General features: G+C 64.7%; 24 protein-coding genes and 1 pseudogene. 12 read left to right on the top strand and 13 right to left on the bottom strand.

The genetic code is table 11. The features are described 5' to 3' along the window. Positions 1-79: 79 nt before the first annotated feature. On the top strand, positions 80-487 hold the full coding sequence (dksA, locus tag ABZO33_RS21525) for an RNA polymerase-binding protein DksA (protein ID WP_023633185.1): 408 nt from the start codon (positions 80-82) through the stop codon (positions 485-487). On the opposite strand, the gene ABZO33_RS21520 is transcribed toward dksA, so the two are convergent. Continuing rightward, a complete protein-coding gene (locus tag ABZO33_RS21520) occupies positions 484-1197 on the bottom strand; it encodes an MgtC/SapB family protein (RefSeq protein ID WP_414537692.1) in 714 nt (237 codons plus the stop codon). The genes dksA and ABZO33_RS21520 overlap by 4 nt on opposite strands. A 336-nt stretch (positions 1198-1533) precedes the next feature. Continuing rightward, positions 1534-2304, bottom strand: coding sequence for a class I SAM-dependent methyltransferase (locus ABZO33_RS21515; RefSeq protein WP_414537691.1), 771 nt, complete (start codon positions 2302-2304; stop codon positions 1534-1536). Between the two features lie 73 nt (positions 2305-2377). On the opposite strand from ABZO33_RS21515, the gene ABZO33_RS21510 reads away from it, so the two are divergent. After that, positions 2378-2842: a sterol desaturase family protein gene (locus ABZO33_RS21510; protein WP_414537690.1), complete on the top strand. Its 465-nt coding sequence runs from the start codon at positions 2378-2380 to the stop codon at positions 2840-2842. Between the two features lie 189 nt (positions 2843-3031). Here ABZO33_RS21510 and ABZO33_RS21505 read toward each other — a convergent pair whose 3' ends face one another. Both ABZO33_RS21505 and ABZO33_RS21500 read right to left on the bottom strand, forming a co-directional pair. Next, the gene (locus ABZO33_RS21505; protein WP_414537689.1) at positions 3032-3766 is read right to left on the bottom strand and encodes a hypothetical protein; all 735 of its coding nucleotides are present in this window, start codon (positions 3764-3766) and stop codon (positions 3032-3034) included. Between the two features lie 107 nt (positions 3767-3873). Beyond that, positions 3874-4572, bottom strand: a complete 699-nt coding sequence (locus ABZO33_RS21500) for a pirin family protein (protein WP_414537688.1) — start codon at positions 4570-4572, stop codon at positions 3874-3876. Between the two features lie 187 nt (positions 4573-4759). Between ABZO33_RS21500 and ABZO33_RS21495 the strand changes: the two genes are divergently transcribed. Then, positions 4760-7264, top strand: a complete 2505-nt coding sequence (locus ABZO33_RS21495; protein WP_414537687.1) for a UvrD-helicase domain-containing protein — start codon at positions 4760-4762, stop codon at positions 7262-7264. 2 nt (positions 7265-7266) lie between these two features. On the opposite strand, the gene ABZO33_RS21490 is transcribed toward ABZO33_RS21495, so the two are convergent. Continuing rightward, positions 7267-11898, bottom strand: coding sequence for an NEL-type E3 ubiquitin ligase domain-containing protein (locus ABZO33_RS21490; protein ID WP_414537686.1), 4632 nt, complete (start codon positions 11896-11898; stop codon positions 7267-7269). Between the two features lie 223 nt (positions 11899-12121). Between ABZO33_RS21490 and ABZO33_RS21485 the strand changes: the two genes are divergently transcribed. Further along, complete coding sequence (locus tag ABZO33_RS21485) at positions 12122-12538, top strand: VOC family protein (protein ID WP_046855488.1); 417 nt, start codon at positions 12122-12124, stop codon at positions 12536-12538. 3 nt (positions 12539-12541) lie between these two features. On the opposite strand, the gene ABZO33_RS21480 is transcribed toward ABZO33_RS21485, so the two are convergent. Continuing rightward, positions 12542-12916: an MmcQ/YjbR family DNA-binding protein gene (locus tag ABZO33_RS21480; RefSeq protein ID WP_414537685.1), complete on the bottom strand. Its 375-nt coding sequence runs from the start codon at positions 12914-12916 to the stop codon at positions 12542-12544. Beyond that, a complete protein-coding gene (locus tag ABZO33_RS21475; RefSeq protein ID WP_414537684.1) occupies positions 12909-13811 on the bottom strand; it encodes a LysR substrate-binding domain-containing protein in 903 nt (300 codons plus the stop codon). Before ABZO33_RS21475 ends, ABZO33_RS21480 begins: the two co-directional genes overlap by 8 nt. Before the next feature lie 133 nt (positions 13812-13944). On the opposite strand from ABZO33_RS21475, the gene ABZO33_RS21470 reads away from it, so the two are divergent. Together ABZO33_RS21470 and ABZO33_RS21465 are read left to right on the top strand one after the other, a co-directional pair. Continuing rightward, on the top strand, positions 13945-14556 hold the full coding sequence (locus ABZO33_RS21470; RefSeq protein ID WP_046855491.1) for an FMN-dependent NADH-azoreductase: 612 nt from the start codon (positions 13945-13947) through the stop codon (positions 14554-14556). A gap of 148 nt (positions 14557-14704) precedes the next feature. Next, a complete protein-coding gene (locus ABZO33_RS21465; protein ID WP_414537683.1) occupies positions 14705-15754 on the top strand; it encodes an alpha/beta hydrolase family protein in 1050 nt (349 codons plus the stop codon). On the opposite strand, the gene ABZO33_RS21460 is transcribed toward ABZO33_RS21465, so the two are convergent. The 3 genes and pseudogenes from ABZO33_RS21460 to ABZO33_RS21450 form a co-directional block, all read right to left on the bottom strand. Then, complete coding sequence (locus ABZO33_RS21460; RefSeq protein ID WP_414537682.1) at positions 15713-16879, bottom strand: MFS transporter; 1167 nt, start codon at positions 16877-16879, stop codon at positions 15713-15715. The genes ABZO33_RS21465 and ABZO33_RS21460 overlap by 42 nt on opposite strands. A 171-nt stretch (positions 16880-17050) precedes the next feature. Further along, on the bottom strand, positions 17051-18637 hold the full coding sequence (locus ABZO33_RS21455; protein WP_414537681.1) for an ABC-F family ATPase: 1587 nt from the start codon (positions 18635-18637) through the stop codon (positions 17051-17053). Between the two features lie 32 nt (positions 18638-18669). Beyond that, positions 18670-19027: pseudogene (locus ABZO33_RS21450) on the bottom strand (integrase). Between the two features lie 102 nt (positions 19028-19129). Between ABZO33_RS21450 and ABZO33_RS21445 the strand changes: the two are divergent. Next, positions 19130-19336 carry a hypothetical protein gene (locus ABZO33_RS21445; RefSeq protein WP_414537680.1) on the top strand — a complete coding sequence of 69 codons (207 nt, stop codon included), beginning with the start codon at positions 19130-19132 and terminating at the stop codon, positions 19334-19336. A gap of 94 nt (positions 19337-19430) precedes the next feature. Here the strand turns inward: ABZO33_RS21445 and ABZO33_RS21440 are convergent, their stop codons facing one another. Together ABZO33_RS21440 and ABZO33_RS21435 are read right to left on the bottom strand one after the other, a co-directional pair. Continuing rightward, the gene (locus tag ABZO33_RS21440; RefSeq protein ID WP_414537753.1) at positions 19431-19637 is read right to left on the bottom strand and encodes a DUF6434 domain-containing protein; all 207 of its coding nucleotides are present in this window, start codon (positions 19635-19637) and stop codon (positions 19431-19433) included. 707 nt (positions 19638-20344) lie between these two features. Beyond that, positions 20345-20782 carry a hypothetical protein gene (locus ABZO33_RS21435; RefSeq protein ID WP_414537679.1) on the bottom strand — a complete coding sequence of 146 codons (438 nt, stop codon included), beginning with the start codon at positions 20780-20782 and terminating at the stop codon, positions 20345-20347. Between the two features lie 97 nt (positions 20783-20879). Here ABZO33_RS21435 and ABZO33_RS21430 point away from each other — a divergent pair, with 97 nt between their 5' ends. The 4 genes from ABZO33_RS21430 (at position 20880) to fos (ending at position 22905) form a co-directional block, all read left to right on the top strand. Next, positions 20880-21257 carry a hypothetical protein gene (locus ABZO33_RS21430; protein WP_414537678.1) on the top strand — a complete coding sequence of 126 codons (378 nt, stop codon included), beginning with the start codon at positions 20880-20882 and terminating at the stop codon, positions 21255-21257. 142 nt (positions 21258-21399) lie between these two features. Further along, complete coding sequence (locus ABZO33_RS21425) at positions 21400-21948, top strand: GNAT family N-acetyltransferase (protein WP_414537677.1); 549 nt, start codon at positions 21400-21402, stop codon at positions 21946-21948. Between the two features lie 122 nt (positions 21949-22070). Beyond that, entirely contained in the window at positions 22071-22418 is a 348-nt protein-coding gene (locus ABZO33_RS21420; protein ID WP_414537676.1) for a hypothetical protein, read from the top strand. A gap of 76 nt (positions 22419-22494) precedes the next feature. Continuing rightward, positions 22495-22905 carry a fosfomycin resistance glutathione transferase gene (gene fos / locus ABZO33_RS21415; protein ID WP_414537675.1) on the top strand — a complete coding sequence of 137 codons (411 nt, stop codon included), beginning with the start codon at positions 22495-22497 and terminating at the stop codon, positions 22903-22905. Here fos and ABZO33_RS21410 read toward each other — a convergent pair. Beyond that, on the bottom strand, positions 22896-23405 hold the full coding sequence (locus ABZO33_RS21410; protein ID WP_038706187.1) for a GNAT family N-acetyltransferase: 510 nt from the start codon (positions 23403-23405) through the stop codon (positions 22896-22898). The two genes, fos and ABZO33_RS21410, sit on opposite strands and share 10 nt — an antisense overlap. A 149-nt stretch (positions 23406-23554) precedes the next feature. On the opposite strand from ABZO33_RS21410, the gene ABZO33_RS21405 reads away from it, so the two are divergent. Then, entirely contained in the window at positions 23555-24055 is a 501-nt protein-coding gene (locus tag ABZO33_RS21405; protein ID WP_414537674.1) for a methylated-DNA--[protein]-cysteine S-methyltransferase, read from the top strand. Position 24056 lies beyond the last annotated feature (1 nt).

Here is a 24056-nt window from a genome sequence, read left to right as displayed (position 1 = left end):
GGCCGCTGCGCAGCCCCTGTGAGAGCTGGCTTGCCAGCGAAAGGGGCGCGACGCGCGCCGAGCATTTCGGAACCTTGCCATGACTGAAGAGCAACTGTTGCAACAACCCGCCGCCGCCTACATGAACGAACCGCAGCGGCAATTCTTCCGTAACCTGCTGCTGGCCCAGCGCGGTGAGCTGCAGGGCCGTATCGAACAGGAGTTCCGCGCCCTGCGTGAGCAGGAGGTGCACAGCGACCTCGCCGACATCGGCAGCGCCGAAGAAGAGCGCCACTGGCAACTGCGCTCGCTGGAGCGGGAAAAGAAGCTGCTGGACAAGATCGACCAGGCGCTGGAGCGTCTGGCCCGCGGTGATTACGGCTGGTGCGAGGAAACCGGTGAGCCGATCGGTCTGCGCCGCCTGCTGCTGCGACCTACTGCCACCCTGTGCGTCGAGGCCAAGGAGCGCCAGGAGCTGCGCGAGCGGCACGTGCGTGACGACGTCTAATCAGAGGGCAGCCCCTGCGCCTGCAACTGCCAGCGCACCGAACTGACGCCTTTCTCCAGGCTTACCCGGCCGACCAGGCGCTCCAGTTGGGTCGGCGCCTGTGGTGTACCGAGCAGTTCGGCACGTACTTCCAGGCGCGCCGGGTCGGCCAGGTCCTCGCTGTGCAGCGACTGCAGGCGCAGGCCCGGGTCGCTGAGGCTGTGCAGCATCAGGCTGCGCACCTGGATCTCGTCCTCGGCGCGGCAGACGATGCGCACCTCGTAGCGCTGCTCGACTTCGCTGGCCGGCAGCACGTCCTGGCGGTCGAGGCGCTGGGCGAGATCGCGCAGCAGGATGTTGGCGCACAACACCACCAGGCTGCCCAGTGACGCCTCCAGCAACAGCCCGAGGCTGCACAGCACGCCGACCGCGGCAGTGCACCAGAGGGTGGCGGCGGTGTTCAGGCCACGTACGTTGAAGCCGTCGCGCATGATCACGCCGCCGCCGAGAAAGCCGATGCCCGACACCACATAGGCGGCGATGCGCGAGGCATCGGTGGGCGCCATGCCCGGCACGGCCTGGGTCATCAGCACGAACAGGCAGGCGCCGGTGCTGACCAGGGCGTTGGTGCGCAGGCCTGTCAGGCGCTGGCGCAGTTGACGCTCGGCGCCGATCAGGGCACCGAGCAGCAGGGCCACGCTGACGCGCAGCAGGAAGATTTTCCAATCCATAGCGAACTCCGTTCTGCGGGCGATGGCCCGCATGGGCGCCGACTTGACGGCGCGATTGCAAACGAGGAATGCGCAGGACCACGCGCCATGCCGGGTGGCAGGGCTGGGAGAAGAGGAGGAATGTTCAGCCAGGGAGGGCCGAATGAAACCACCGTCTACCGTGTACGGCGAGACAGTGGCAGGAACGCTGCCGGACTAGCTCGCCGTGTGGGCCTGTCGCAATCGACTGGGGCTACTGTCCAATGCAGGGGTCTCCTGGGTGAGGGATGCTTGAATGCGCGGCGGACCATACGCCTCGACCCGCGTGGGGTCAAGGCATGAATCATGACAATCCTGTTACGGCAGGCGCTGGCAGACGTAGGCCTGGGTGCGGTAAGGGAAGGCGATGCGCTCACGGCCCCGGAGGTCAGGATGGTTGTCGATCAGGGCTTGCAACTGGTCCATCACCTTGTCTTGTTCGGCTTGGGGCAGGGCGGCGATGAAGCTCACCGAGCGCAGGCGTTCGAGGATCACGGTCTGTGGGTCACCCTCATGGACATGGGGCAGGGTGGTCAGCTGCGGGGTGCTGAAGCGGCTGCCGGTGAAGGCTTCGCGCCAGCGCCCGGTGTGGAAACGTGGCGTGTCGCCCTCGTAGGGGGTGATGATGTCGGTGATCCGCGCCACCCAGTCCACTGTCTCGTCGCGCACGTTCCAGATCAGTCCCAGGCGGCCGCCGGGGGCCAGCACCCGGTGCATCTCCTCCAGGGCGGCGGCATCGGCGAACCAGTGGAAGGCCTGGGCACAGACCAGCACCTGCTGGCTGGCCTCGGCCAGCGGGATGTGCTGTGCGGTGCCCTCGAGCACGGGGATGTCGGGCAGCCGTTCGTGCAAGCGAGCGCGCATGGCGGCCACCGGTTCCACTGCTGTCAGGCGCGGTGCCAGTGCGCTGAGCAAGCGGGTGAACTTGCCGGTGCCAGCGCCCAGGTCGAGCACCGGGGTATCGGCGCCGATGCCCAGGGTGTCGCGTAACCAGTCCTGCAAGGCGACGGGGTAGTCCGGACGACCTTGCTCGTAGTTGTTCGACTGGCGGGTGTAGCCAGTGCTGGCCGAGGCGTGTACATCCTTCATGGAAAATCCCTCTGAATGACCTGACGGCAATGGTACGCTTGCGCCTTTCGTTGCCAACCCCCCGGACCGATACATGTTGTTCAATCTCGCCGTGCTGTTCGGCACCCTGGTGGCCATGGAGGGCGTCGGCACGCTGGCCCACAAGTACGTCATGCACGGCTGGGGCTGGTGGCTGCACCGCTCGCACCATGAACCGCAGCTGGGCATGCTGGAAACCAACGACCTCTACCTGCTGGCGCTCGGGCTGATCGCCGCTGCCCTGGTGATGCTGGGCAAGGCCGGGCACGCGCCGCTGCAATGGGTCGGTGGCGGCGTGGCGGGCTATGGGCTGGCCTACGTGCTGGCCCATGACGGATTCTTCCACCGCCATTGGCCGCGGGCGCCGAAGCCGGTCAACCGCTACCTCAAGCGTCTGTACCGGGCCCATCGCCTGCACCATGCGGTGCAGGGCCGCCAGGGCAGCGTGTCGTTCGGGTTCTTCTATGCGCCGCCGTTGCGGGTGTTGAAGCAGCAGCTGAAACGGCGGCGGGGTTGCTAGTGTGGTGTTTCACAAATAACGACCATAACTCGCGGCGCTTTTTGCGCTCATGCGGCGTTGTCGCTCCTCGCCGTAGCTGGGCTACGACTCGTCGCGACGCCTTGCCTGAGCGCAAAAAACGCTCGCGATTTATTGGTCGTATTTGCAAAACACCACACTAGATCGGCGCAGCCGCGCACTGTTGGTGGCTCATTGCACCGGCAGGAAATTCATCAACAACAGGCTTTGCGCGTAATTCAGGCCGATGCGCCGATAACGCTCGTCAAGCATCTGCGCCAGCAGGTCGAGGCGGGCGACGACCTTGCCGAACTCCACGGCGAAGCTGAGGTTGCTGCCTTGCTCTGAGATTTCGTTGGAAAACAGCAGGAGCACGCCATTGGCATCCTGGCGCTGGCCGAGCATCCAGGTGGCTTTTTCGATGTTGCGCGCGGCGTTGTGGATGAACAACGGGTCGAGGGTGTCGGTCATGTAGAACTCGGTGCGCCCGCCGTGGGCGGTGACCAGCATGCTGCCGATGGCATAGATGAACGCGCCCACCCGGTCGCCGCGAAACTCCGGGCTCAGGGCGTAGCTCAAGGCCGCCAGGTCGCGGCGCTCGCCCAACTGCGCCAGGGGCTGGCGCTGTTCGATGGCGATGCGGATCTGCCGCGCCGCCGTGGTGGCGTCGAGGTAACCCGATTGCCGCCACTGGTTGGGGTTGCGCAGGTACAGCTTGTTCATCAACAGGTACAGGCTTTGCAGGTTGTCGCGCATGGCCAGGGTGGCCATGCGGTCGACACTGGTCTGAAACAGCTCGTCGGGCTTGCCGTTGCCAAACTGGGTGAGCATGTCGCGGCCCTGCTGCTGGGTGCAGGCGACCAGGCAGGCCAGGCTGCCGGCCAGCAGCAGTTGGCGAGGAAAAGGAAGACGTCTTCGTACGGCCATCGGCACCGGTTGGAAAAGTCGGTCCCACCGGGGATCGGCGGGACCTGGCCATGCATAGAGCGTACAAACGCGAAAAAGTGCGATATCGCCATGCGTCGGCAAGCCGATCAGGCCACATCGACCAGCACGATCTCGCTGTCTTCCAACGCTGTCACCTTGAGCAGCGTCTCTTGCTCGATCGCCACGCCATCGCGGGCATTGGCCTGCAAGCCGTTCACCTCGATCCGCCCCTTGGCCGGCACCAGGTAGCCGCGGCGCCCCTCATCGAGGCGGTACTCGGCGCTTTCACCGGCGCGCAGGGTCGCGGCTACCAGGCGGGCGTCGGTGCGGATGCGCAGGCTGTCGTCATCGCCTTCGCGGCCGCTGGCCAGGGTCACGAAGCCTTCGCCACGTTCACCCTTGGGGAACGGGCGGGTACCCCAGGAGGGCGCGTCACCGACGTTTTCCGGGATGATCCAGATCTGGAAGATCCGCGTGTCGACCTTCTCCAGGTTGTACTCGCTGTGGACGATGCCACTGCCAGCGCTCATGACCTGCACGTCGCCGGCCTCGGTACGGCCCTTGTTGCCCAGGCTGTCCTGATGGGTGATGGCGCCTTCGCGAACGTAGGTGATGATCTCCATGTCACGGTGCGGGTGCGGTGGAAAGCCTGCACCGGCGGCGATCAGGTCGTCGTTCCACACACGCAGGTTGCCCCAGTGCATGCGTGCCGGTTCATGGTACTCGGCGAAGGAGAAATGATGATGGGCGTCGAGCCAGCCGTGGTTGGCGTGGCCAAGGCTTTCGAAGGGTCGCAGTTGCAGCATGGTGGTGCTCCTCTGATTCGCTGGAATGAGGCCATGATGTGCGTGTTAAGTATCGATAAAAAGCGTAAATATCGGCTCGTTACCATCTATAAATACGATATTTAATTATGCGACTCCGCATGCGGTTCATCGCCTAATCCCATGATCCATAAGCATTCGCTGGCACTTTTACGCGGATGAGGCGAACATGCCGGCTGTTCTGATTTTCAATGGAGTGACCGTGCCGCACGAGCATCCCCGGGCCCCGGCCGACCTGACCCCTCCCGCCCAATTGCCCTGGCTGCGCCGCCTGGCCGCCCGTCTGTTGGGCCGAGGCTTGTCGCGCCTGCAGGCGCAGCACCGCGACTCCTGGTTCCTCGGCCACGCCACGGGGCAGCGCAACGGCCATGCCGATGGCTTGCGTGAGGGCTACGAGCAGGGCCGGGTCGCTGGTTTCGAGGCCGGGCGCCAGGTCCTGGTGATTCGCGATACACGCCCGGAGCATGCCGGTGTGCCGGGGCAGGACGACAACCTGTTCGATGACTGGCGCCTGCCGTTGACCGCCGAGCTGAAAAAGCGCTTCAAGGCTGATGTCGCCAGGCGCCTGCCTGCCGAAGCGCAACCGAGCGCCGCGCAATGGAAGCTGATCTTCAGCGACACACCCTCGACCTGCGTGGTGGCCGGTGCCGGTGCCGGCAAGTCGACCTCGCTGGTGCTGCGCATCCTGTTGCTGCGTCACTACCTGGGCTTCGAGCTCGATGCCCTGACCGTGGTGACCTTCACCCGCGAGTCGCGCCGTGATTTCATCCGGCGCCTGCTGCAGGTGTTCGCCCTGTGGCAGCTTGAACTGTCGCCTGCCCAGGGTCGGGAGCTGGTGCGTACATTCCATTCGCGCATCCTGCCGTTGGTGCGCAGCCTGCCGGGCTTTGCCCAGGTGCGGGCGTTCGAGACACTGGGCAACGAGATGCCCGCAGGGGGCGAAGCGAACGCTGACAGTAACCCGTTTGACCTGCGCCTGAACGATGCCCAGCGCCAGCACCTCAACCAGTGCTACAGCGACCTGCTGGGCCAGAGCCCGCGTTTCGCCCAGCTTGTCGGCGCGTTGCGCCAGGAGGCGCTGCTGCTCAAGCCGCTGGACCCGGACCACCCGGATGTGCAGAAGCGCGTGCAGGTAACCCAGCTGGCCGCCCAGCGCGACGAGGAACTGAGCGATGTGATCGAGGACCTGTGGTTCGCCGCCGGTGCCTGGCCGATCAAGGGTATCGAACCCTGCCGGGACACGGTGCAGATCCGCGGCAGCCGTTTTCATGTGCATGGCCGCCTGGAAGGGCTGGACGCCTGGGTGGTGCTGGGCTTCGACCCGTCCGAAAGCGCCCAGTACCAGCGCCCGGGCGCCAAGCTCGCGGTGCGCGCGGAATGGGCGGTAAAGCGCACCCTATTTCAGGCTTTCTGTGATAAGCCTTTGATATGGCTAGATAATTATGCCTCAGCAAAGCGACTTGCCACGTCCTTGGCGGGTGATGCTGTAGCCGGCCCAGGCTTCGAGTACAAGGTCAAGGGCGAGCTGGCCCCGGCGCCGTTGCTCGACGCTTTCGTCAGCGCTGCGAGCTTCATCGAGAACCTCGGCCTGGACGTCAACAGCGCCGTGGCCGCCATGAGTTTCCCCTCCGGCGACAGCGACGCGGCATTCTTCGAGGCCCTCGCGCTGTTCTGGAAGGCGCTGGAAGCCCACCTGCTGACGCAGTCGCCGCCGGTGATGACCTACAACCGCATGTTTGCCCTGTTCGGCGAGAACAACCCGGAGAATCTCGCGTTGCTGCCCGATCCCTTGCTGCGCCCACTGGCGCACCTGATGATCGACGAGTTCCAGGACGTCTCGCCGCAGATCGTCAGCTGGCTGCGTGCCTGCCTCGCCGAAATCCGCCGGCGTGGGCCGGCCATGCACAGCGGGCGAGTGGCGCAACACTCATCGCTGATGTGCGTGGGCGACGACTGGCAGTCGATCTACGGTTGGCGCGGCAGTTCGCCGAAATACTTCATGGAGTTCAGCAAGGCCTTTCCGTCGCCGGCCAACACGCGGGTGATGCTGGTGGAGAACTACCGCAGCCAGCAACACATCATCGAGGCCGCCGAGCACCTGGTCAAAGGCACCCCCGCCATCACCGGCAAGAAAGCCAGGGCCAGCGGGCTGGCGGCTGAGCTGCCGCTGTCGCCGGTGAAGGTTTTCGACCGGGACGAGGCGGCGCTGGCCGAAACCGTGATCGAGCATTATCAACGGGGTGAAACGGTTATGATGCTGTTTCGAAAGACTAGCGATAAGTTGTTGATAGATCAGTATTTGTCACCAATAGTTAAAGCTGATTCTAGCTTGCCACCTGACCAGCGCCGGCTACGCCAGCTCACCTATCACAGCGCCAAGGGGCTGCAGGCTGACGCGGTGTTCATGCTCGGCGATTGCCAGTACCTGACCAGCTCGCCCTACAAGAACCAGGCGTATCGCCTGGCCGGCCTGGGCAAGCCGGGGGACGCCCAGGCGTTCGACACGGCGCAGAAGGAAGAGGTGCAGCGCCTGGTCTACGTGGCGGTGACGCGGGCGGTCCGGCATTGCTACTGGCACGTGGAAAGAGCCAGCGGCGAGGCTGCCGCACAGCCGCGTGCGTCGAGCCAGGTGCAGGGGCGGCAGGCCTTCTTCGAAGACCTGCGCGGCCAGTAGGCTCAGCTGTTGGGGTCGCGGCGGCGGGTCAGGCGCAGGTAGAGGGCGTCTTCGTCCTGTTCCAGGCCCAACGCCATGCGGTTCATGCCCGCGACGTAGCCGTCGCTGGCGATAGCCTCGCGCAGGGGCTGGCCATCCTCGGCCAGCGGGCTGCGGCCCAGGGCCTGGGTCAGCGCTTCGATCACCGGCGGCTCGAGTGGGCCATCGAGGTCGTTGCCATCGAGGTAGTTCATGCCGATGTCCCAGCGTTTTCTGAGCGCCGCGAAACGGGCACTGTTCTCCCGGCGCAGCAGGCGCCGCCAGCCCGGTTGTCGGGCGATCCACTGGCGGCGCGCCTCGGCGTCCTCGTCCCGGGCATCGACCTCTTCGAACACCGCTTCTTCGGTCCTCCATGAGATTTCAGCAGTGTGCCGATACAACATGGCCTGCTGAGGTTCGGGGAAGTCCAGGCGGCTGGCCAGTCCGCTGCGCAAGGCGAGGCGGATCTCGATCAGGTCCAGGCCTTCACCGAGGCCATTGTGCAGTACGTCGTCCGACAATGTGTCTACACGATGCAGCTCCGGCAGCAGGGGCCTGACGCCGCGCTCGGCCAGCGGCCGGGCGGCCCAGGCATCCAGTGCGCGCAGGGCATCGCGCCGGGCCACGCGGGCGTTGAACACCTCCTGGGCCAGCCTGTTCACCTGGTCGCGGCGGAACAGGCGCCGGAAGAACTGGAACAGCGGTGGCGTGGTTACCTCCATGCCTGCGGCTTCATCGTAGGCCATTACTTCGATCTGCAAGGTGCCGAAACCATCGGCACCGGCATCGCCACAACTCACCGGGAACTCGCCGGCCACTTCGTCCAGGCGCGTGCGCAGTCGGGTACTGGCGCTTGCGCGCTCGAGGAGTGTCCATACTTGACGGGCAAATGCTTGGGGCTGGCGACGGGCACTGGCCGACATGCCGGCCTGTTCGACAACCTGGCGCAGACTGGTATTGCCTTCCGCGTCGAACAGCGCTTCCCAGGTTGCCCGCTGTTGCGGGTTGGCGTTTCGCAACCAGTCGATTCGCGGCGTTGGCGCTGTGGCGTCGATGCCTTCTATACGTTGTGCGACCGAAGCACCGACAATCTGCAGGCTTTCGCGGGTGGCCTCGTCCAACGGGTTGTAGTTGAACCGCCAGCGGTACTGCGCACGCCTGGCCAACAGTTCGCCCAGATAGGGCGATGACAAGAGCGTGGGCAGCTCCGGCACCTGTTCGATGCTGTTCATGCTCAGGTCCACCTCCCGCAACATGCAGGGATTGCGCTGCATCAGGCCGCTCAAGCCAGTGGGCCACAGGCGCAGTTGGCTGTTGTCCAGGCGCAAGGTGGCGAGGTTGTCCAGGCCGGCCAGGTTGGGGCTGATGGCGAGGGGATTGTTGCTCAGGAGCAGGTGGCGCAGGGTTCGCATCGAACCGAACGTATCCGCTGTGTCGGCGTCCAGCGCAATACGATTGGCTCGAAGGTCCAGGGTTTCCAGCGGCAGGCCGCCGAGCATTCGCAGGTCATGCAAGGTGAGCGTCAGCCGGTGATGGGGCATTTCCAGGCTACGCAGGTCCTGCAGAGTGGGGAGCACTTCATGGGCAACGGCGGGTAGCTCGCCAAGGTGTGTGCCGCTCAGGTGCAGTTCCCGCAACTGCGGGGCATTGCGCAACGCCTGCAGGACCGAGCTGGTGCTCAACTGGGGACTGCTTCGTACATCGACGCGCCTGAGTGAAGGGAAGGCCTGCAGAAAGTCGGCAGGCATCTCGATCATGTTGAGATTCTCCAGCGACAGCGTGGTGATGTGGTCGAAGCGTGCCGTGAGGGGCGGCAGGGCGTCGAGGGCGACATCGGCAAGGCTCAGCATGTCGCCGTCCAGGCGTTGCCAGGCCCGGACGAGCAGGTCGGCGGTTCTGGTGTAATAGGCACCGACTTCTTCACCCCAGTCGTGGACGCCTCTGGTCGCCCAGGCGTGAAGCTGTTCGCGTAGCGCGGACAGCTGGGTGCGCAGTGCCTGTATCTGCTCGGTCGCACTTCCCCGGACACGTAGGGTGGCCAGTAATTGGCGGATCTCACGACCATTCAGCCCAGGGTACAGGGCATGCAGCTCGCGCTCTGCCCGCGAGGCGAATATACCGGGGCTCAGCGGATAGCCGTAACGCCCTTCGCTCAGGCGCAAGGGCGAGCGCCAGCCCGGCTGTACGGGTTGCTGGCCGAGCAGGCGTGCTGTCGCCGGGCGGTTGGCCACAGCGGCGTGATAACGCTGTTCGGCCGTCCATTGTGGGTGTGCGGCCAACAGGCTGTCGCTGATGAGCCGGCTGTCGTCATTGGCCAGGCTGGGGCGGTACAAGCCCAGAATCGCCCGGTCCAGTCGGCATCGGGCCTGCATCAGCCGCGCCTCTTCGGCCACTCGCAGAGGCACCCGTCCACTGTTCAGGGCCCGCCGTTCGGCGCCGTTGGCCGCGCCCGCCAGTTCTTCCAGTGCCTGACTGGGCAGGCGGGGGAACGCGCGCCCGAGCGTCAGCGCCGCAGCGGAAGCTGGCGCGGATGGATCGAGATGGGGGCTGTCGGCCTTGATGCGACGCAGGGCGTCCTCGAGCAGCGCGGGAGGGTGTTTGCCATCAACGTGCATCTGCTCGAGCACTCCGCGCTCCAGGCCGGTGCTATCGAGTAACGCAATCAACTCCTCATCGGTCAAACCGCTGGCAAGCGGGCCTAGCCTTCGCATCAGCTTGACCCGCCCCCAGTCCTGGGGCCGCTCGTGCGCCATGCGCCAGGCCCCGCTGTCGTTGCCGTGCAGCCGTGGCTGATAGGCCCGTGTGTCGGCCGGATGAACCACACGCCAGTGTCCCTCGGGATCTTGGCGGATCTCGTGGCGCGTATTGTCCAGGTCGAGGAAGTGCCGGTCGTCATGATGGAAGATGCCTCGCTCGTCCGGCTGCAGGTCAGCCGGCAACTCGACCGGGCTTCGGTACTGCTCTAGCTGGGGGTGCCAGAGCAGCTCCTTGCCATCCAGACAGACGCTTTGCATCCCGTCAATGAAGCCGGAGGCGTTGGCCAGCTTGGCAACACCGGCAATGGCGGCCACGCTGCCCAGGTTGATCAGCAGCGACTCGACCTGGTTCACCGCTTCGGCGTTGTCACCTTCGGACCAGGCTTCGAAGCCGTGGAAAATGCTGGCCATGACCTGGCCCGCGCCCACGGCCAGCATGGCGACGTCCAGGCCGGGGATGAACATGGCCGCCACGCCAAGCAGGGTCAGGCCACGCTCGCCCCACAACGCCAGGCGCTCACGGCGGGCCTTGGCATCGATGTCCGCCGTTGGTACCGCAATGCAGCGGGCGTCCTCATGCAGGCGCTGGACATGGTCATTGAACAGCTTGGGCCATACCGGGAAGTCGACCGCGACCTCGTGGATCGCCAGTGCTGGAAAGCGGGCGGGACGGGGCGAATCCTGCTCCTGTCGCGAGGAGGTGGCCGGCAACCCTTGCCAGGGATGTGTGCCGGGTTCGGTTTCGCCGAAGGCGGGAGACGGTGTTTCCACTGGGCTAGCGCCGCCTGCGGTGGCTTCGAACAGCCTGGCCCTGAGCTTGCTCGCCATTCGCGGGCGGTCCTTCAGGGCGACATGCTCCAGGAAGCGTTCGCGGTAGGCGGGCTCCAGCAAGCGACGGCGCAGGTACCTGCCGAAGGCCAGGCGGTTGTTGAACTCCTGCACCGGTTGCCCGTCGTCGAAAGGCAGGTAGGCGATGCAGTTCGGCGTGGACTGGCTGCTGGATGTCAGCAGCAACAGATTGTGCAACTGGATATCCAGCATGCGCAAGACCGCTACCTTGGCCGGTGCGCCTCGATAGCAGGGCGTCGAGTCCGTGCTACAGAGCTGTTGCAGGGCCTGGAGGCCGTCGTCTGTCAGGTGTCCGCGCATTCGCGCGATCAATGCCTGGACTGTCAGCTCATCGCGTCGGACCTGGCTCCACAGGGCGCGCAACAGTGTTTCACGCTGACCGCCGTAGATATCCTGCAGGTGCTCCTGATAGCGTCGACCCAGGTCGAGTAGACGGCAATGGGTGACAAACGCAGTGGCGCTCAGGCCGGGTAGTGCGCTGCTGTCGTCGGCACTGACTTGCAGGGCGCTGAAAGGGCCGGCATCGGCCACGCCTTCGAAATTGTGCAGGGCCGCTTCGAGCAGGCTGGTGAGACTGGCAGTGCCGGCGGGTTCCTCGGTCGCGACCGGTGTGCGAGGGGCATGATGGGACGCGTCCGGGTCGGGGAATGCGCCGCCCAGGCTCGACGTGAACGGCTGATGCCTGAACTGGGCCTGTGTCAGCGCCACCTGGATGCCCAGCCGTGCCTGCAGCAGCGGTTCGCAGAACTCGGTAATGCCGCGTAGACCCTGCAATGCCTTGGCCAGTGCCTGGTGGCTCGTTGTGCGCCGCTTGATGGCCTGGCGCAACTCGGCCTGCCGGTCAGCGCAGGCCTGGGCGAACCAGGGGGTGGGTTGCCCGTCCTGCTGGACGTGTTCGCGGTGGGCGCGCTGCAGCAATCGACTGACGTGGTGGCGGTGCAGGTGTCTGGTCCAGCCCGGCAGGCTGCGCAGGATTTGTTGCCGGTGGTAGGGCGGTTCGCTGTGGTGCATGGTCGCATTCCAAAGAGTGGGAGCGGCCATTCAAGGGCAGGGGGTGGCGCCTGGGGCGGTACATGATTGCTGCCGCCATCAGGGTAATGGCTGACACGCCCACGGCCGTTTGCCCCACAGCGGCTGCGGTGTACCCACCGTCGGTCATTGACGCCAACGGCCTAGGGTATCTTCGCAGAGCGGCTGCTATGGTCTAGACAAAGCCTGATCGTGGAGCTTCGCCATGCCAGCTTTCGCCATACTTCGCATCGACCATGTCGTCCTGCGCGTCAGCGACCTGACCCGCAGCCTGGCTTTCTATCACGAGCTGCTCGGCTGCCCGGTGCGCAAACGTCGGGACACGCTGGGAATGATCCACCTCGGCGCCGGTGACGGCCTGATCGACCTGGTGGCAGTCGACGGCCCGCTGGGGCGCCAGGGCGGCGAGGCACCCGGCCAGTGTGGGCATAATGTCGATCATGTCTGCCTGCGCATCGAGCCGTTCGACGAGCAGGCGCTGAGCGTAATGCTGGGTGAGGCCGGCGTCAGGGTGGAGGCTGCCGAGAAGCGTTACGGGGCCGAGGGTGAGGGCATGTCGCTGTACTGCTTCGACCCGGACGGCAACCGGGTCGAGCTCAAGGGGCCGCCATTGCCGGGTTGAAGCCTAGGCTTTGCCCGGCTCCAGCAGCAACCCAACCTGCTGTCGCTTCGGCAAGCGTCGCACCACCAGTTGGTGCGAGCGGCGCAGCAGGTCGCTCAGCTCGTCGTGGCACATGGGATAGGGCGGCAGCATGCTGATCCACTTCGCCCGTGCCAGGTAGGGGGCCGGGCGGATTCCGGGGCGGTCGCAATAGCCCAGGAACAACTCATCAGCCACCTTGAACGACAGGCCCGCGCCGCCCAGGTCCTGTACCGCGAACATCTTGTTGCCGGCCACCGAGAACACGCGGATGCCACCCCACTTGTAGTCTTCCTGTGCGCCCGGCAGGGCCAGGCACAGCGCCGCAACTTGCTCCTCGGTCATCCTTTTCTCAGACATAACGCTCTCCACAGGCCTCGAACGAGGTTGCCAGGTGATCGATCCAGGCGCGTACCGCCGGCAGCAGGCCGCGCCGATGCGGGTAGACCGCCTGCAGGTAGCCTCCAGGCAGCGACCAGTCTGGAAGCAGGCGCACCAGTTCGCCACGGGCCAGTTCCTCCTCGCAGAACATCGACGGCAGGGCGGTGAAGCCCAGGCCGGCGCGTACCGCGGCATTGCGCACGACGAAGTCGTCGATGGCCAGTCGCGGTTCCAGGGCGATTTCCTCCTGCCGGCCGTTGGGGCCATGCAGGCGAAAATGCACGAGCCGGTCGGCCTCGGCAGCGCCCAGCACCGGCAGGGTCGCCAGTTGCGCGGGTTCGCGGATATGCTCGGCAAAACCGGGCGCGGCCACCAGTTGCATCTGCGCCTGGCGCAGGCGTCGGGTGACCAGGGCCGGGTCCTCATCGCCTAGATCGCGCACGCGCAGGGCCACGTCGATGCCTTCGGAGATCAGGTCGACCCGGCGGTTGAGCAGCACCATGTCCAGTTGCACCAAGGGGTACTGGGCGAGGAAGCGGCTGATGATATCCGGCAGGAATGCATGGGCCAGGGCGACGGGGCACGATACCCGCAGCCGGCCGCGGGGCTCGCTGGACATGCTGGCCACCACTTCGTCGGCCATCTCCGCCTCCAGCAGCATGGCCTGGCAATGGCTCAGGTAGCGCTCGCCCACGGCGGTCAGCTTGAGTTGCCGGGTGGTGCGCTGCAGCAGGCGCGTGCCCAGGCGCTCCTCCAGCTCGGCGATGCGCCGCGACAGGCGCGACTTGGGTATGCCCAGCTGGCGCCCGGCGGCAGCGAAGCCGCCGGCTTCGACCACCCGGGCGAAGTAGAAGAGGTCGTTGAGGTCTTGCATTTGACAGTCTCATTGTTCCATCAATGGAACAAACTAACGCGTTTTTGCCGACTTATCAGCTATTCGATGTGTCGATAGGATTCTCTCCATTGTGATCGCCCACCGCCGCGGTCTTCATTCACAGGAGAGTCCCATGAAACTGTTGCATATCGATTCGAGCATCCTGGGCGACAATTCCGCCTCTCGCCAGCTGAGCCGCGAAGTGGTCGAGGCCTGGAAGGCCGCCGACCCGAGCATCGAGGTGGTCTACCGCGACCTAGCCAGCGATGCCATCAGCCACTTCTCCGCGGCCACCCTGGTGGCCGCCGGTACCCCCGAGGAAATGCGCGATGCCGCCCAGGCTCATGAAGCCAGCCTCAGTGCCGAAACCCTGGCAGAATTCCTCGCCGCCGACGCGGTGGTGATCGGTGCGCCGATGTACAACTTCACCGTGCCGACCCAGCTCAAGGCCTGGATCGACCGCGTGGCGGTAGCCGGCCAGACTTTCCGCTACACCGAAGCCGGCCCGCAAGGCCTGTGCGGTGACAAGAAAGTGATCCTGGTGTCCACCGCCGGTGGCCTGCATCAGGGTCAGCCGACCGGTGTCGGCCATGAGGACTTCCTCAAGGTGTTCCTCGGTTTCATCGGCATCACCGACCTGGAAATCGTCCGCGCCCACGGCCTGGCCTATGGCCCGGAGCACCGCGCCAAGGCCATCGATGCCGCCCAGGCGCAGATCGCAGGTGAGCTGTTCGCCGCAGCCTGATCGTTGCCATCGACTCAAAGCCGGTTGTCGCCTCGTGCGCCAGCCGGCTTTTTTCATCCAGTTTTCATGTGGCGCCAGCGCACCGGGTTCTATGCTGGCATCCATACCCGTGTACCGCGCAGTGCCTTGAACCAGGGAGCGCCCTGCGATGAAGCGAACCCGCCTGCTGCTGGCGCTGTTACTGCTCGGCGGCCTGTTGGCCCGCGCCGATGCAGCGCCGTGGGTGGCCGGATTGCATCGGCTGACCCTGGTCGATCCGGTGGACGCCAAGCCTATGCAGGCCTTGGCGTTCTACCCCTCCAGCGGCGAGGCGCGCCCGGTGCGCATCGAGGGCTACCAGACCCGTGTCGCCGAAGAGGCGCCGGTAGCCATGGGCCAGTTCCCGCTGCTGGTGATTTCCCATGGCAATACCGGCAGCCCGATGGCCCTGCATGACCTGGCCAACGGCCTGGCCCGACAGGGCTTCGTGGTGGTGGCGGTGGTCCATCCCGGGGACAACAACCGCGACCATAGCCGCCTGGGTACTCTCAGCAACCTCTATGGCCGACCGCTGCAGATCAGCGCCGCGATCACCGCAGCGCGAAACGACAAGCTGCTCGCGCCGTACCTGAATGATGGCAAGGTCGGGGTGATCGGCTATTCCGCCGGCGGCGAGACCGCGCTGATCCTTTCTGGCGCGCGGCCCGACCTCGAACGCCTGCGCCGCTACTGCGAGCAACGCCCCGGTGATGCCGATGCCTGCAAGACCCATGGCGTGCTGATCGCCGACCACAGTGAGCTGGCGCCCCGTGCCGACGCCAGGGTGGGCGCGGTAATGCTGATGGCGCCGCTGAGCCTGATGTTCGGCCGCCACGCCCTGGCCGGCGTGCAGGTGCCGGCGCTGATCTACAGCGGCGACAACGACCAGTTGCTGGCCCTGGAGCACAACGCCGATGCCCTGGCGCGCAAGCTGCCGGTTACGCCTGATTACCGCCTGCTGGCCGGTGCCGGGCACTTCGTGTTCATGGCCCCCTGCGACGACGAGCAACACCTGCGCATGCCGGTGCTGTGCAAGGACGCCGAGGGTGTCGACCGTCGACATATCCATCGCTCGCTGCGCAGCGAGACCACGGCGTTCTTCAGCCAGGCACTGGGCGCACCGGAGCCCGCCGAGCGTTCAGCCGCGGCGGGCCAGCAGCAGGGTCAGGCCCACCCCTGACAGGGCGAGCAGGGCGGCGACGGCGAAGATCGAGGCATACCCCAGGCGCACCGCCACCACGCCCATCACCGGGCCGGCGATGGCCAGCGCCAGGTCGAAGAACACCGCGTAGGCACCCAGCCCGGCACCACGACTGCTGCTGGGTACCTGGCGGATCGCCTCGACGCCCAGGGCCGGGTAAACCAGCGACAGGCCGAAGCCGGTCAGCCCGGCGCCGAGCATCGCCCACAGCGGCGAGGGCGCCAGCCACAGCAAGGTCAAGCCCAGGACCTCGGTGGCCATGCAGACGATGGCCACGTTGTAGCCGCCGAAGCGGTTGACCGCGTTGACGAACAGCAGCCGCGAGAGGATGAAGCACAGGCCGAAGGCGCTCAGGCACCAGGCGGCGCCGACCCAGCCGCGCTCCAGGTAATACAGGGTGACGAAGGTGGTCAGGGTGCCGTAGCCAATCGATGCCAGGGTCAGCCCCAGGCCGCAGGGCGCCACCCGCCCGAATGCCGACCAGAACGGCAACCGTTCGCCGCCGGCTACCACGACTTCGGGGCGCGTGCGCAGCACCAGCAGGGCCAATAGTGCCAGCACCAACAGTGCCGGCCCGAGCACGGCGAAGCTCAGGCCGTCCACCAGCAGCACGCCGGCCGGCGCGCCTATCGCGATGGCGCCATAGGAGGCAATGCCGTTCCAGGAAATGACCCGGGCGGTATGTTCCGTCCCTACCTGGCCGATCCCCCAGCTCAAGGTCGCGACGCCGATCAGCCCCTGGGCGATGCCCAGCAGCAGCCGGCCGCCCAGCAGCAGCGCCAGGCTCAGCCAGGGCAGGGCGAGGGCCCAGGCCGACAGCAGGGTCAGCACGCCGCAGCCGGCGATGCCGTACAGGCCATAGCGGATGGCGCGCTTGCCGCCGAGGGTGTCCGCCACCCGCCCGGCGAAGGGCCGGCTGAGCAGGGTGGCCAGGTACTGCAGGCCGATGGTCAGGCCAGCGATCACCGCGCCGAAGCCCAGCTGATCGTGCACATGGCCAGGCAACACCGCGATCGGCAGGCCGATGCAAAGGAAGGCGATGAAGGTGTAGAAGACGATCGAGAGGATCTGCAGGGTGACACTGGAAGCGTGAGGGGCTGTCATGGGCTCGTTCGCGGGCGGGCGGTGGGGCTGTGCCCATCATGGCTGCGGCGCGAGGGAAAAGGAAGCAGGCTAACTAATTAAACGCATCGCGGGGCAAGCTCGCTCCTGCGAATGCTGCGAAGGCATTGCAGGAGCGGGCTTGCCCCGCGATGAAGATGACTCAGCGCTGGATCAGACCACTACACCCTGGCTGCGCAGGTAGTCGTCATAGGTGCCGCTGAAGTCCACCACGCCCTCGGGCGTCAGCTCGATGATGCGGGTGGCCAGCGACGACACGAACTCACGGTCGTGGCTGACGAACAGCAGGGTGCCCGGGTAGTTTTCCAGCGCCAGGTTCAGCGCCTCGATCGATTCCATGTCCAAGTGGTTGGTCGGTTCGTCCATCACCAGTACGTTGGGCTTTTGCAGGATCAGCTTGCCGAACAGCATGCGGCCCTGTTCACCACCGGAGATCACCTTCACCGACTTGAGGATCTCGTCGTTGGAGAACAGCATGCGCCCCAGGGTGCCGCGGATTACCTGCTCGCCGCTGGTCCACTGGCCCATCCAGTCGAACAGGGTCACGTCGTCCTCGAAATCGTGGGCGTGATCCTGGGCGTAGTAGCCCACTTCAGCGCTGTCGGTCCATTTCACCGCGCCCGCGTCCGGCTTCATCTCGCCGACCAGGGTACGCAGCAGGGTGGTCTTGCCGATACCGTTGGGGCCGATGATCGCCACGCGCTCGCCGGCTTCGATGGTGAAGCTGAAGTCCTTGAATAGCACCTTGTCGTCGAAGGCCTTGGCCATTCTCTCGACGATCACTGCCTGGCGGTGCAGCTTTTTCGTCTGCTCGAAGCGGATGAACGGGCTGACACGGCTCGATGGCTTGACCTCGGCCAGCTGGATCTTGTCGATCTGCTTGGCGCGCGAGGTGGCCTGTTTGGCCTTGGAGGCGTTGGCCGAGAAACGGCTGACGAAGGTCTGCAGCTCGGCGATCTGCGCCTTTTTCTTGGCGTTGTCCGACAGCAGTTGCTCGCGCGACTGGGTGGCCGCGGTCATGTACTCGTCGTAGTTGCCCGGGAACAGGCGCAGCTCACCGTAGTCCAGGTCGGCCATGTGGGTGCAGACGCTGTTGAGGAAGTGCCGGTCGTGGGAAATGATGATCATGGTGCTGTTACGCGCCGTGAGGATCGTTTCCAGCCAGCGGATGGTGTTGATGTCCAGGTGGTTGGTCGGCTCGTCGAGCAGCAGCACGTCCGGGTCGGAGAACAGCGCCTGGGCCAGCAGCACGCGCAGTTTCCAGCCTGGCGCCACTTCGCTCATCGGGCCGAAGTGCTGTTCCAGGGGAATGCCCAGGCCCAGCAGCAGCTCGCCGGCGCGGGAGTCGGCGGTGTAGCCGTCCATCTCGGCGAACTCGGTTTCCAGCTCGGCGACGGCCATGCCGTCTTCCTCGGTCATTTCCGGCAGCGAGTAGATGCGGTCACGCTCGGCCTTGACCTTGTACAGCTGCTCGTGGCCCATGATCACCGTGTCGATCACGGTGAAGTCCTCGTAGGCGAACTGGTCCTGGCGCAGCTTGCCCAGGCGGGTGTTCGGCTCGAGCATCACCTGGCCGCCGGATGGCTCCAGGTCACCGCCGAGGATCTTCATGAAGGTCGACTTGCCGCAACCGTTGGCGCCGATCAGGCCGTAGCGGTTGCCGTTGTTGAATTTGACCGAGACGTTTTCGAACAGGGGCTTGGAGCCGAACTGCATGGTGATATTGGCGGTAGAAATCAAGTGCTTGTCCTGCGGGGGTTCCAGAGGTGTATTTAGGCCCTGTCGTCAGTCTTGGGCCAATCTTGGGCCAATTCGACGCAGGGCAGCAGCTTCTCCAGCTCCCTCCAGTCCGAGGAGGAGCTGATCCATTTCGCGTAGGTAGAGGGCAACATCTCGACGCCATGGCCGAGCTGGTTCGCGATGAACGCTTCGGTTCATCCCAGTCATCAGGCACAGGGTTGCGTAGGTGTGGCGGGTGTCGTACTGCCGGCGTTCACGGATGTCCAGCGCCATGAGCGCTGACTTCAATTGGCGGATTGTAACACTTGGTTCGTTGATCCACAGCCCACCTTCGCCCGGCTGGAACACAAAATGGGCTTGGGGAAAAAGATGAGCGATGATGGCGGGTATCTGGAAGCGGGGCTGCGCGCGAGTTTTGAGGGCATCGGCTTCCTTTGATGATGGCATGTTGCTACATTGCGCCCCGCCAATTTCCAAGGATTGATGCTCGATATGAAACACGTTCTTTTCCTGACGCTTATCGCTGCCAGCGCCACGTTGAGCGGCTGCGTTGTCCAAAGCTCGTACAGCAAGACCATTTCCGTCACCAAGGATGCCCAGGGAAAAGTCGTGCAGACCGTTGAAACCGAGACTGTGGTCCAGCCTGGCCAGGGCTACCCAATGCGTCTTCAGTTGATCAAAGGCATTCAGCCAAACTGATCTCGCGCCTCAGGTAGAGGGCCCGCCATCTGGCGGGCTTTTTCGTCTGAAAGCCATTCCATGCAGATCACCGGGTAACACCGTTGCCTGACGGTCACCTGCGCGTACGCATCCATTCATCCGCGACATCACCCATGGTGCAGGGTGCTCCGCTCTTGATCCAGGCCATGAAGGTCCGATCGAACTTGAACGCCGCGCCGCATTCACCGAGCAGGAACTGCCGGACCTTCTGCGTATTGCGGTAGTTCTTGTCGAGCTGGGTCGTGCGGGTGATAGGTCCAGCGTGCCAGTCGAAGCTCATGTCCACTACCTTGGATGGCCAGGTTCGCTGGAGCCTAGCATCACTTGTTGTCTGGCGCCTCTGCGGCAGCCATGCGGCTTTCGCCGTGCGGGGTCCATCGTCATGGCTCAACGTATCCAATTCGCTGGGCGGCAGGTGCACATGCAGCTGCCGACGGCGCTGCTGAATGATCTTCTGGATGCGTCTCATCGGGGCACACCTCGATTGGCATCCTTGCGTAGAGCCGGAGTGAGTGATCAGTAAGCGCCTGTTTGCGCGATAGACCCACAATGTCTGACCAATGGCCATGATCCTGAAGCGGGCAGGCTGGAACGGGAGTTGCTTGAGTCAAGCAAACCCACCAGGCGGGAGTGCAGACATGTTCCAGGATGACTTCTATTTCATGAGCTTCGTGGTGGCCGCCGTGCTGGCCGTGGATGTGGTGGCGGTTTTCGTGTTCCTGCAGGCCAGTGCCTGATCCCCACGCCTGGGGATACGTCCCCGGAACTGGGGCTGGGCGCATGGGTGTCGCTCGGTTCGCTGGCGGTGATAAACTTTGCCGTTTGCCAGACAGGGAGTGTGGTATGGGCTTGCGTGAGAGGCATGCAGCGTTGCTGGAATGGCTGACGCCTCGGTGCAGACGCCAGATAGGGGGCGGCTTGGCTGCCGTCTGGGTGGTAGGTGTTTTGGTGCATCCAGCCTGACCTATATCGTAATCGTTGCCAGCGTCATCCTGATGGGGGCCTGGTCGCCCGCTTCGAAAGGCAAGCGCTGAGGAACATCGCCCAGGGGGTGATTGCGATTTCAAGGAGAACATCATCAAGACTTTGTCGAATTACTGGCGTGCGCTGATGGGGCGTGTAAAGGCTGCCACTGAGCGATTCACGGCCCGGCAACGCTGCGTTGTCGGTGGGGCCTTTCTGGTTGCCTGGGGCGTTGGAATTGTCGTGTTCCCTGGGGTCGATCTTGTCTTGCTGTATATCGCCTCCATGCTCATGTTCTTCAGCGCGGTGACCGTTCGGATCAACACGCGGCGCTGAGAGATCTTGGGTTGCATGGCAGCGGCTTTGCCGACACCCGGCCAAATCCGCTTTTGCCGATCCCTGCGCAGAGCTGAAACAGTTCATATAGCCGGATGAATGCCTGATTTTGCCTGTGGCACTCATTTGCGTGCTCCGCTTGTCTGCCAGCAGTGCCGACTTGCCGGGCGCTTGTAGACTCATCACTGCTGTACGCAAATCCTACTCATAAGGAGCATGAGTCATGACACAGCAACAGGCTTTCAAAGAAGAACTGGCCGCCGATATTCAGGTACCTCCAGGCTATACCTTCCTGAGCAGCGGGCGTTGCGAGGTGAAGAGCAAGGAAGGTGAGCGGGCCGGCGTGAACTTCGTCGAAGCGCAGATCCAGCAGTACAAATCCTTCATCCTCAGGACCACCGCCGGCGCGGGCACCTTCATGGTTCGCCTGGACTATTCCGGTGGCAGCGACAAGAACCTGCAGTACGTCAGCATCGATGACAGCTACTCCACCCAGGAGACCTTCAACATTCGCAGCGTTTCGATGAGCAACCTGCGCGGTTTGTTCGCCGCGGGCAAGAGCTCGGCCAACCTGAGCTTCTATGTGTTCGGCAAAGCTTGATCGCGATTGATTGACCTGTCCGGGCTCCGGTCGATTGAGGGCCGGAGTTCCGCGGTCATGCGCATGTGCTAGATTCCCATGCCTCGCAGGCATCGCAAGGCGATGTCGGTCCTGCCTGGCAGAAGGGAGCTGCGTCTTACTCATGTTCATCGACACGCCACGTCTCGTCCTGCGGCCTTGGGCCGAGCGGGACATCGAAGCCTTTGCCCGCGTCAACGCCGACCCTGAAGTCAGGCGCTACTACTACCCGGCAATACTGACGCCCGCTGAAACCCGCACGATGCTTGCCGAGTGCGATCGGCACTTGCAGGCGCACGGTTTCGGCTTTGTCGCGGTCGAGCGCAAGGCGGATGGCGCGTTGATCGGCGGGCTTGGCTTGTCCTCGACCGGGGACGAGATACCGGGCGGCCCGCATGTCGAAATCGGCTGGATCCTCGGGCGTGAACACTGGCGCAAAGGCTACGCCTTCGAGGCGGCCAGTGCGTGCCTGGCCTACGCCTGGTCGACCCTTGGCTTGCCCCAGGTCATCGGTTACACCTCCAGCATCAACACACCTTCCAGGGCATTGATGCAGAGGCTGGGGATGGGTTCGGATCCGAAGGAGGACTTCAGCGACGTGACGGTGCCTGAAGGCAATCCGTTGCGACCGCACGTGCTCTACCGGATCGACCGGCCCATCCAGGCGATATAGCGAACCGGCATACCGCGCCCGTCACCCTGGGGCTAGGCTTGTAGATCGTAAGCAGACTATTAAAAAGGGTGGTAGCTGTGTGACTCTGTCCAGGGCATCCTGCTGGGGTGGTTGGAGTCTGTATGAATCGCTTGATGATGGCATTGGCCGCAAGCCTGCTGCTGGCCGGTTGCGCGCATGATCCCGATATCCGGGCCGGGCGCGACAACACCTTCGGCGTGACCGCGAAAGCCCCGCCGGACTACCTCAACTGCGTCAAGGCCGAGCTTCCCGCAAACGCGACGACCTTTATCGTGCAGAACCAGGACGCCCTGGAGCTGTTTGTCGCCAGCCTTGATCCGAACAAGGCCGACGGCCTGGTGAAAGTCCAGGGCTCCCCTGGGCGGCAACAATACTCCGCCTATCAACGCGATGCCTGGTATGACAAGGGGCGCCTGCTCGATGCCGCGCAGATGTGTTCGAGGGTATGATCGCCGCTTCGCGGGGCGCTGCTGTTTGCCTCGTCCCGCGAAACAATCTTGTCCTACTTCACCTCGGACGATTCTCATGTTGAACGGATTCAACCATCTCACCCTGGCCGTTTCCAACCTCGCCGACAGCATCGTGTTCTACCAGCAGGTCCTGGGCTTCAGGCTCAGTGCACGGTGGGAGCGGGGTGCCTACCTGAGCCTGGGCGAGCTGTGGCTGTGCCTGTCGGCCGATCAGGTAGAGGCGGGCGACCTGCAGCGCACCTACACGCACTACGCGTTTTCCATTCGCCAGAGCGACTTCGCGGCCTTCGCCCAGCGCTTGCGCGAGCACGGCGTGCGTCTGTGGAAGCAGGACAGCAGCGAAGGAGACTCGCTGTACTTCCTCGACCCGGATGGCCACCAGCTCGAAGCCCATGTCGGCGATCTGCAATCGCGGCTGGCGGCCTGCCGGGCGAAGCCTTATGCGGGCATGGTGTTCTACGACTGACGCAGCCGCGCCATGCACAGCGCATCGACAAACACCCCATCGCGCACGCCGTAGTCACGCAACCGGCCTTCGACCTCGAAACCGAACTTGCGGTACAGCGCCAGTGCCGGTTCGTTGTCGGCGTAGACGGTGAGCTGGACCCGGCGCAGGTTCATCCAGTTGTCGGCAATGTCGAGGATGGCCGTCATCAGCCGTGAGCCGACGCCCTTGCCTTGCCAGGCCTGGGCAACGCCCATGAGCAGTTCGCCCAGGTGCGCCTGGCGGATGCGCGTGCTCTGGTCGAGGCCGATATTGCCGATCACCTGGCCTTGGTGCACCGCCACCAGGCGGATTTGTCGGTCATGGTAGGCGGCCAGGCGCTCGCGCCACACTTCGACGCCCTGGTAGGGCATCTGCAGCACCTGGCGGCACACCGCAGGTTCGTTGTAGAGCGCGGTGATGCCGTGCAGGTGCTGCTCGGCAAAGCGTTCGATGACGATGTCGGGTGAGGCGTCGTTCACTGTGTTTCCGTCCTTTGAAAACGAGTGGCGCTTCAGTGTACGGGGCGCCGCCGCGGGCTGGCCAGTGGCGATGGTTGGGCAAGAAAGCGGATGCGTGGTCGCGCCGCGATGGGTACAGTGCAGCGATCGTCATTCTGCCGGAGCCTGCGATGTCCTGTGCCTTCACCCTCATGCAATCGCCTGTCGGCGTACTGACCCTGGTGGCGCGGGGCGAGCGGCTGGCCGCCGTGTTGTGGGAGCAAGAGCGGGAGAACCGGGTACGCTTGGGCGAGCTGCACCGCGACGACCAGCACGGCGTGCTGCGCGAGACCGCCCGCCAGCTCGGCGAGTACTTCGCCGGGCAACGCCAGCGTTTCGAGCTGGATCTGGACTTTGCCGGAACCGCGTTCCAGCGCGAAGTGTGGGCGGCGCTGTTGAGCATTCCCTTCGGCGAGACCCGCAGCTACGGCCAGATCGCCCGGCAGATCGGCAAGCCCGATGCGGTTCGGGCGGTGGGCGCAGCCAATGGCCGCAACCCGATCTCGATCATCGCGCCCTGCCATCGGGTGATCGGGGCCTCGGGCAGCCTCACCGGTTTCGCCGGTGGCTTGCCGGCCAAGCAGTACCTGCTGGCGCTGGAAGGACGCCAGAGCCTGGCGCTGGACTTTTAGG

The sequence above is a fragment of the Pseudomonas sp. CAM1A genome, from assembly GCF_047501685.1.
GTDB lineage: Bacteria > Pseudomonadota > Gammaproteobacteria > Pseudomonadales > Pseudomonadaceae > Aquipseudomonas.
The sequence above is the reverse complement of the archived record's forward strand: the minus strand, read 5'-3'. Positions and strand labels throughout refer to the sequence as shown.

What these genes read in the sequence shown, in the direction of transcription:
- dksA (WP_023633185.1), top strand. Translation starts at nt 80, where the DNA reads ATGACTGAAGAGCAACTGTTGCAACAACCCGCCGCCGCCTACATGAAC.
- ABZO33_RS21520 (WP_414537692.1), bottom strand. Translation starts at nt 1,197, where the DNA reads ATGGATTGGAAAATCTTCCTGCTGCGCGTCAGCGTGGCCCTGCTGCTC.
- ABZO33_RS21515 (WP_414537691.1), bottom strand. Translation starts at nt 2,304, where the DNA reads ATGAAGGATGTACACGCCTCGGCCAGCACTGGCTACACCCGCCAGTCG.
- ABZO33_RS21510 (WP_414537690.1), top strand. Translation starts at nt 2,378, where the DNA reads ATGTTGTTCAATCTCGCCGTGCTGTTCGGCACCCTGGTGGCCATGGAG.
- ABZO33_RS21505 (WP_414537689.1), bottom strand. Translation starts at nt 3,766, where the DNA reads ATGGCCGTACGAAGACGTCTTCCTTTTCCTCGCCAACTGCTGCTGGCC.
- ABZO33_RS21500 (WP_414537688.1), bottom strand. Translation starts at nt 4,572, where the DNA reads ATGCTGCAACTGCGACCCTTCGAAAGCCTTGGCCACGCCAACCACGGC.
- ABZO33_RS21495 (WP_414537687.1), top strand. Translation starts at nt 4,760, where the DNA reads ATGCCGGCTGTTCTGATTTTCAATGGAGTGACCGTGCCGCACGAGCAT.
- ABZO33_RS21490 (WP_414537686.1), bottom strand. Translation starts at nt 11,898, where the DNA reads ATGCACCACAGCGAACCGCCCTACCACCGGCAACAAATCCTGCGCAGC.
- ABZO33_RS21485 (WP_046855488.1), top strand. Translation starts at nt 12,122, where the DNA reads ATGCCAGCTTTCGCCATACTTCGCATCGACCATGTCGTCCTGCGCGTC.
- ABZO33_RS21480 (WP_414537685.1), bottom strand. Translation starts at nt 12,916, where the DNA reads ATGTCTGAGAAAAGGATGACCGAGGAGCAAGTTGCGGCGCTGTGCCTG.
- ABZO33_RS21475 (WP_414537684.1), bottom strand. Translation starts at nt 13,811, where the DNA reads ATGCAAGACCTCAACGACCTCTTCTACTTCGCCCGGGTGGTCGAAGCC.
- ABZO33_RS21470 (WP_046855491.1), top strand. Translation starts at nt 13,945, where the DNA reads ATGAAACTGTTGCATATCGATTCGAGCATCCTGGGCGACAATTCCGCC.
- ABZO33_RS21465 (WP_414537683.1), top strand. Translation starts at nt 14,705, where the DNA reads ATGAAGCGAACCCGCCTGCTGCTGGCGCTGTTACTGCTCGGCGGCCTG.
- ABZO33_RS21460 (WP_414537682.1), bottom strand. Translation starts at nt 16,879, where the DNA reads ATGACAGCCCCTCACGCTTCCAGTGTCACCCTGCAGATCCTCTCGATC.
- ABZO33_RS21445 (WP_414537680.1), top strand. Translation starts at nt 19,130, where the DNA reads ATGAAACACGTTCTTTTCCTGACGCTTATCGCTGCCAGCGCCACGTTG.
- ABZO33_RS21440 (WP_414537753.1), bottom strand. Translation starts at nt 19,637, where the DNA reads ATGAGCTTCGACTGGCACGCTGGACCTATCACCCGCACGACCCAGCTC.
- ABZO33_RS21435 (WP_414537679.1), bottom strand. Translation starts at nt 20,782, where the DNA reads ATGAGTGCCACAGGCAAAATCAGGCATTCATCCGGCTATATGAACTGT.
- ABZO33_RS21430 (WP_414537678.1), top strand. Translation starts at nt 20,880, where the DNA reads ATGACACAGCAACAGGCTTTCAAAGAAGAACTGGCCGCCGATATTCAG.
- ABZO33_RS21425 (WP_414537677.1), top strand. Translation starts at nt 21,400, where the DNA reads ATGTTCATCGACACGCCACGTCTCGTCCTGCGGCCTTGGGCCGAGCGG.
- ABZO33_RS21420 (WP_414537676.1), top strand. Translation starts at nt 22,071, where the DNA reads ATGAATCGCTTGATGATGGCATTGGCCGCAAGCCTGCTGCTGGCCGGT.
- fos (WP_414537675.1), top strand. Translation starts at nt 22,495, where the DNA reads ATGTTGAACGGATTCAACCATCTCACCCTGGCCGTTTCCAACCTCGCC.
- ABZO33_RS21405 (WP_414537674.1), top strand. Translation starts at nt 23,555, where the DNA reads ATGTCCTGTGCCTTCACCCTCATGCAATCGCCTGTCGGCGTACTGACC.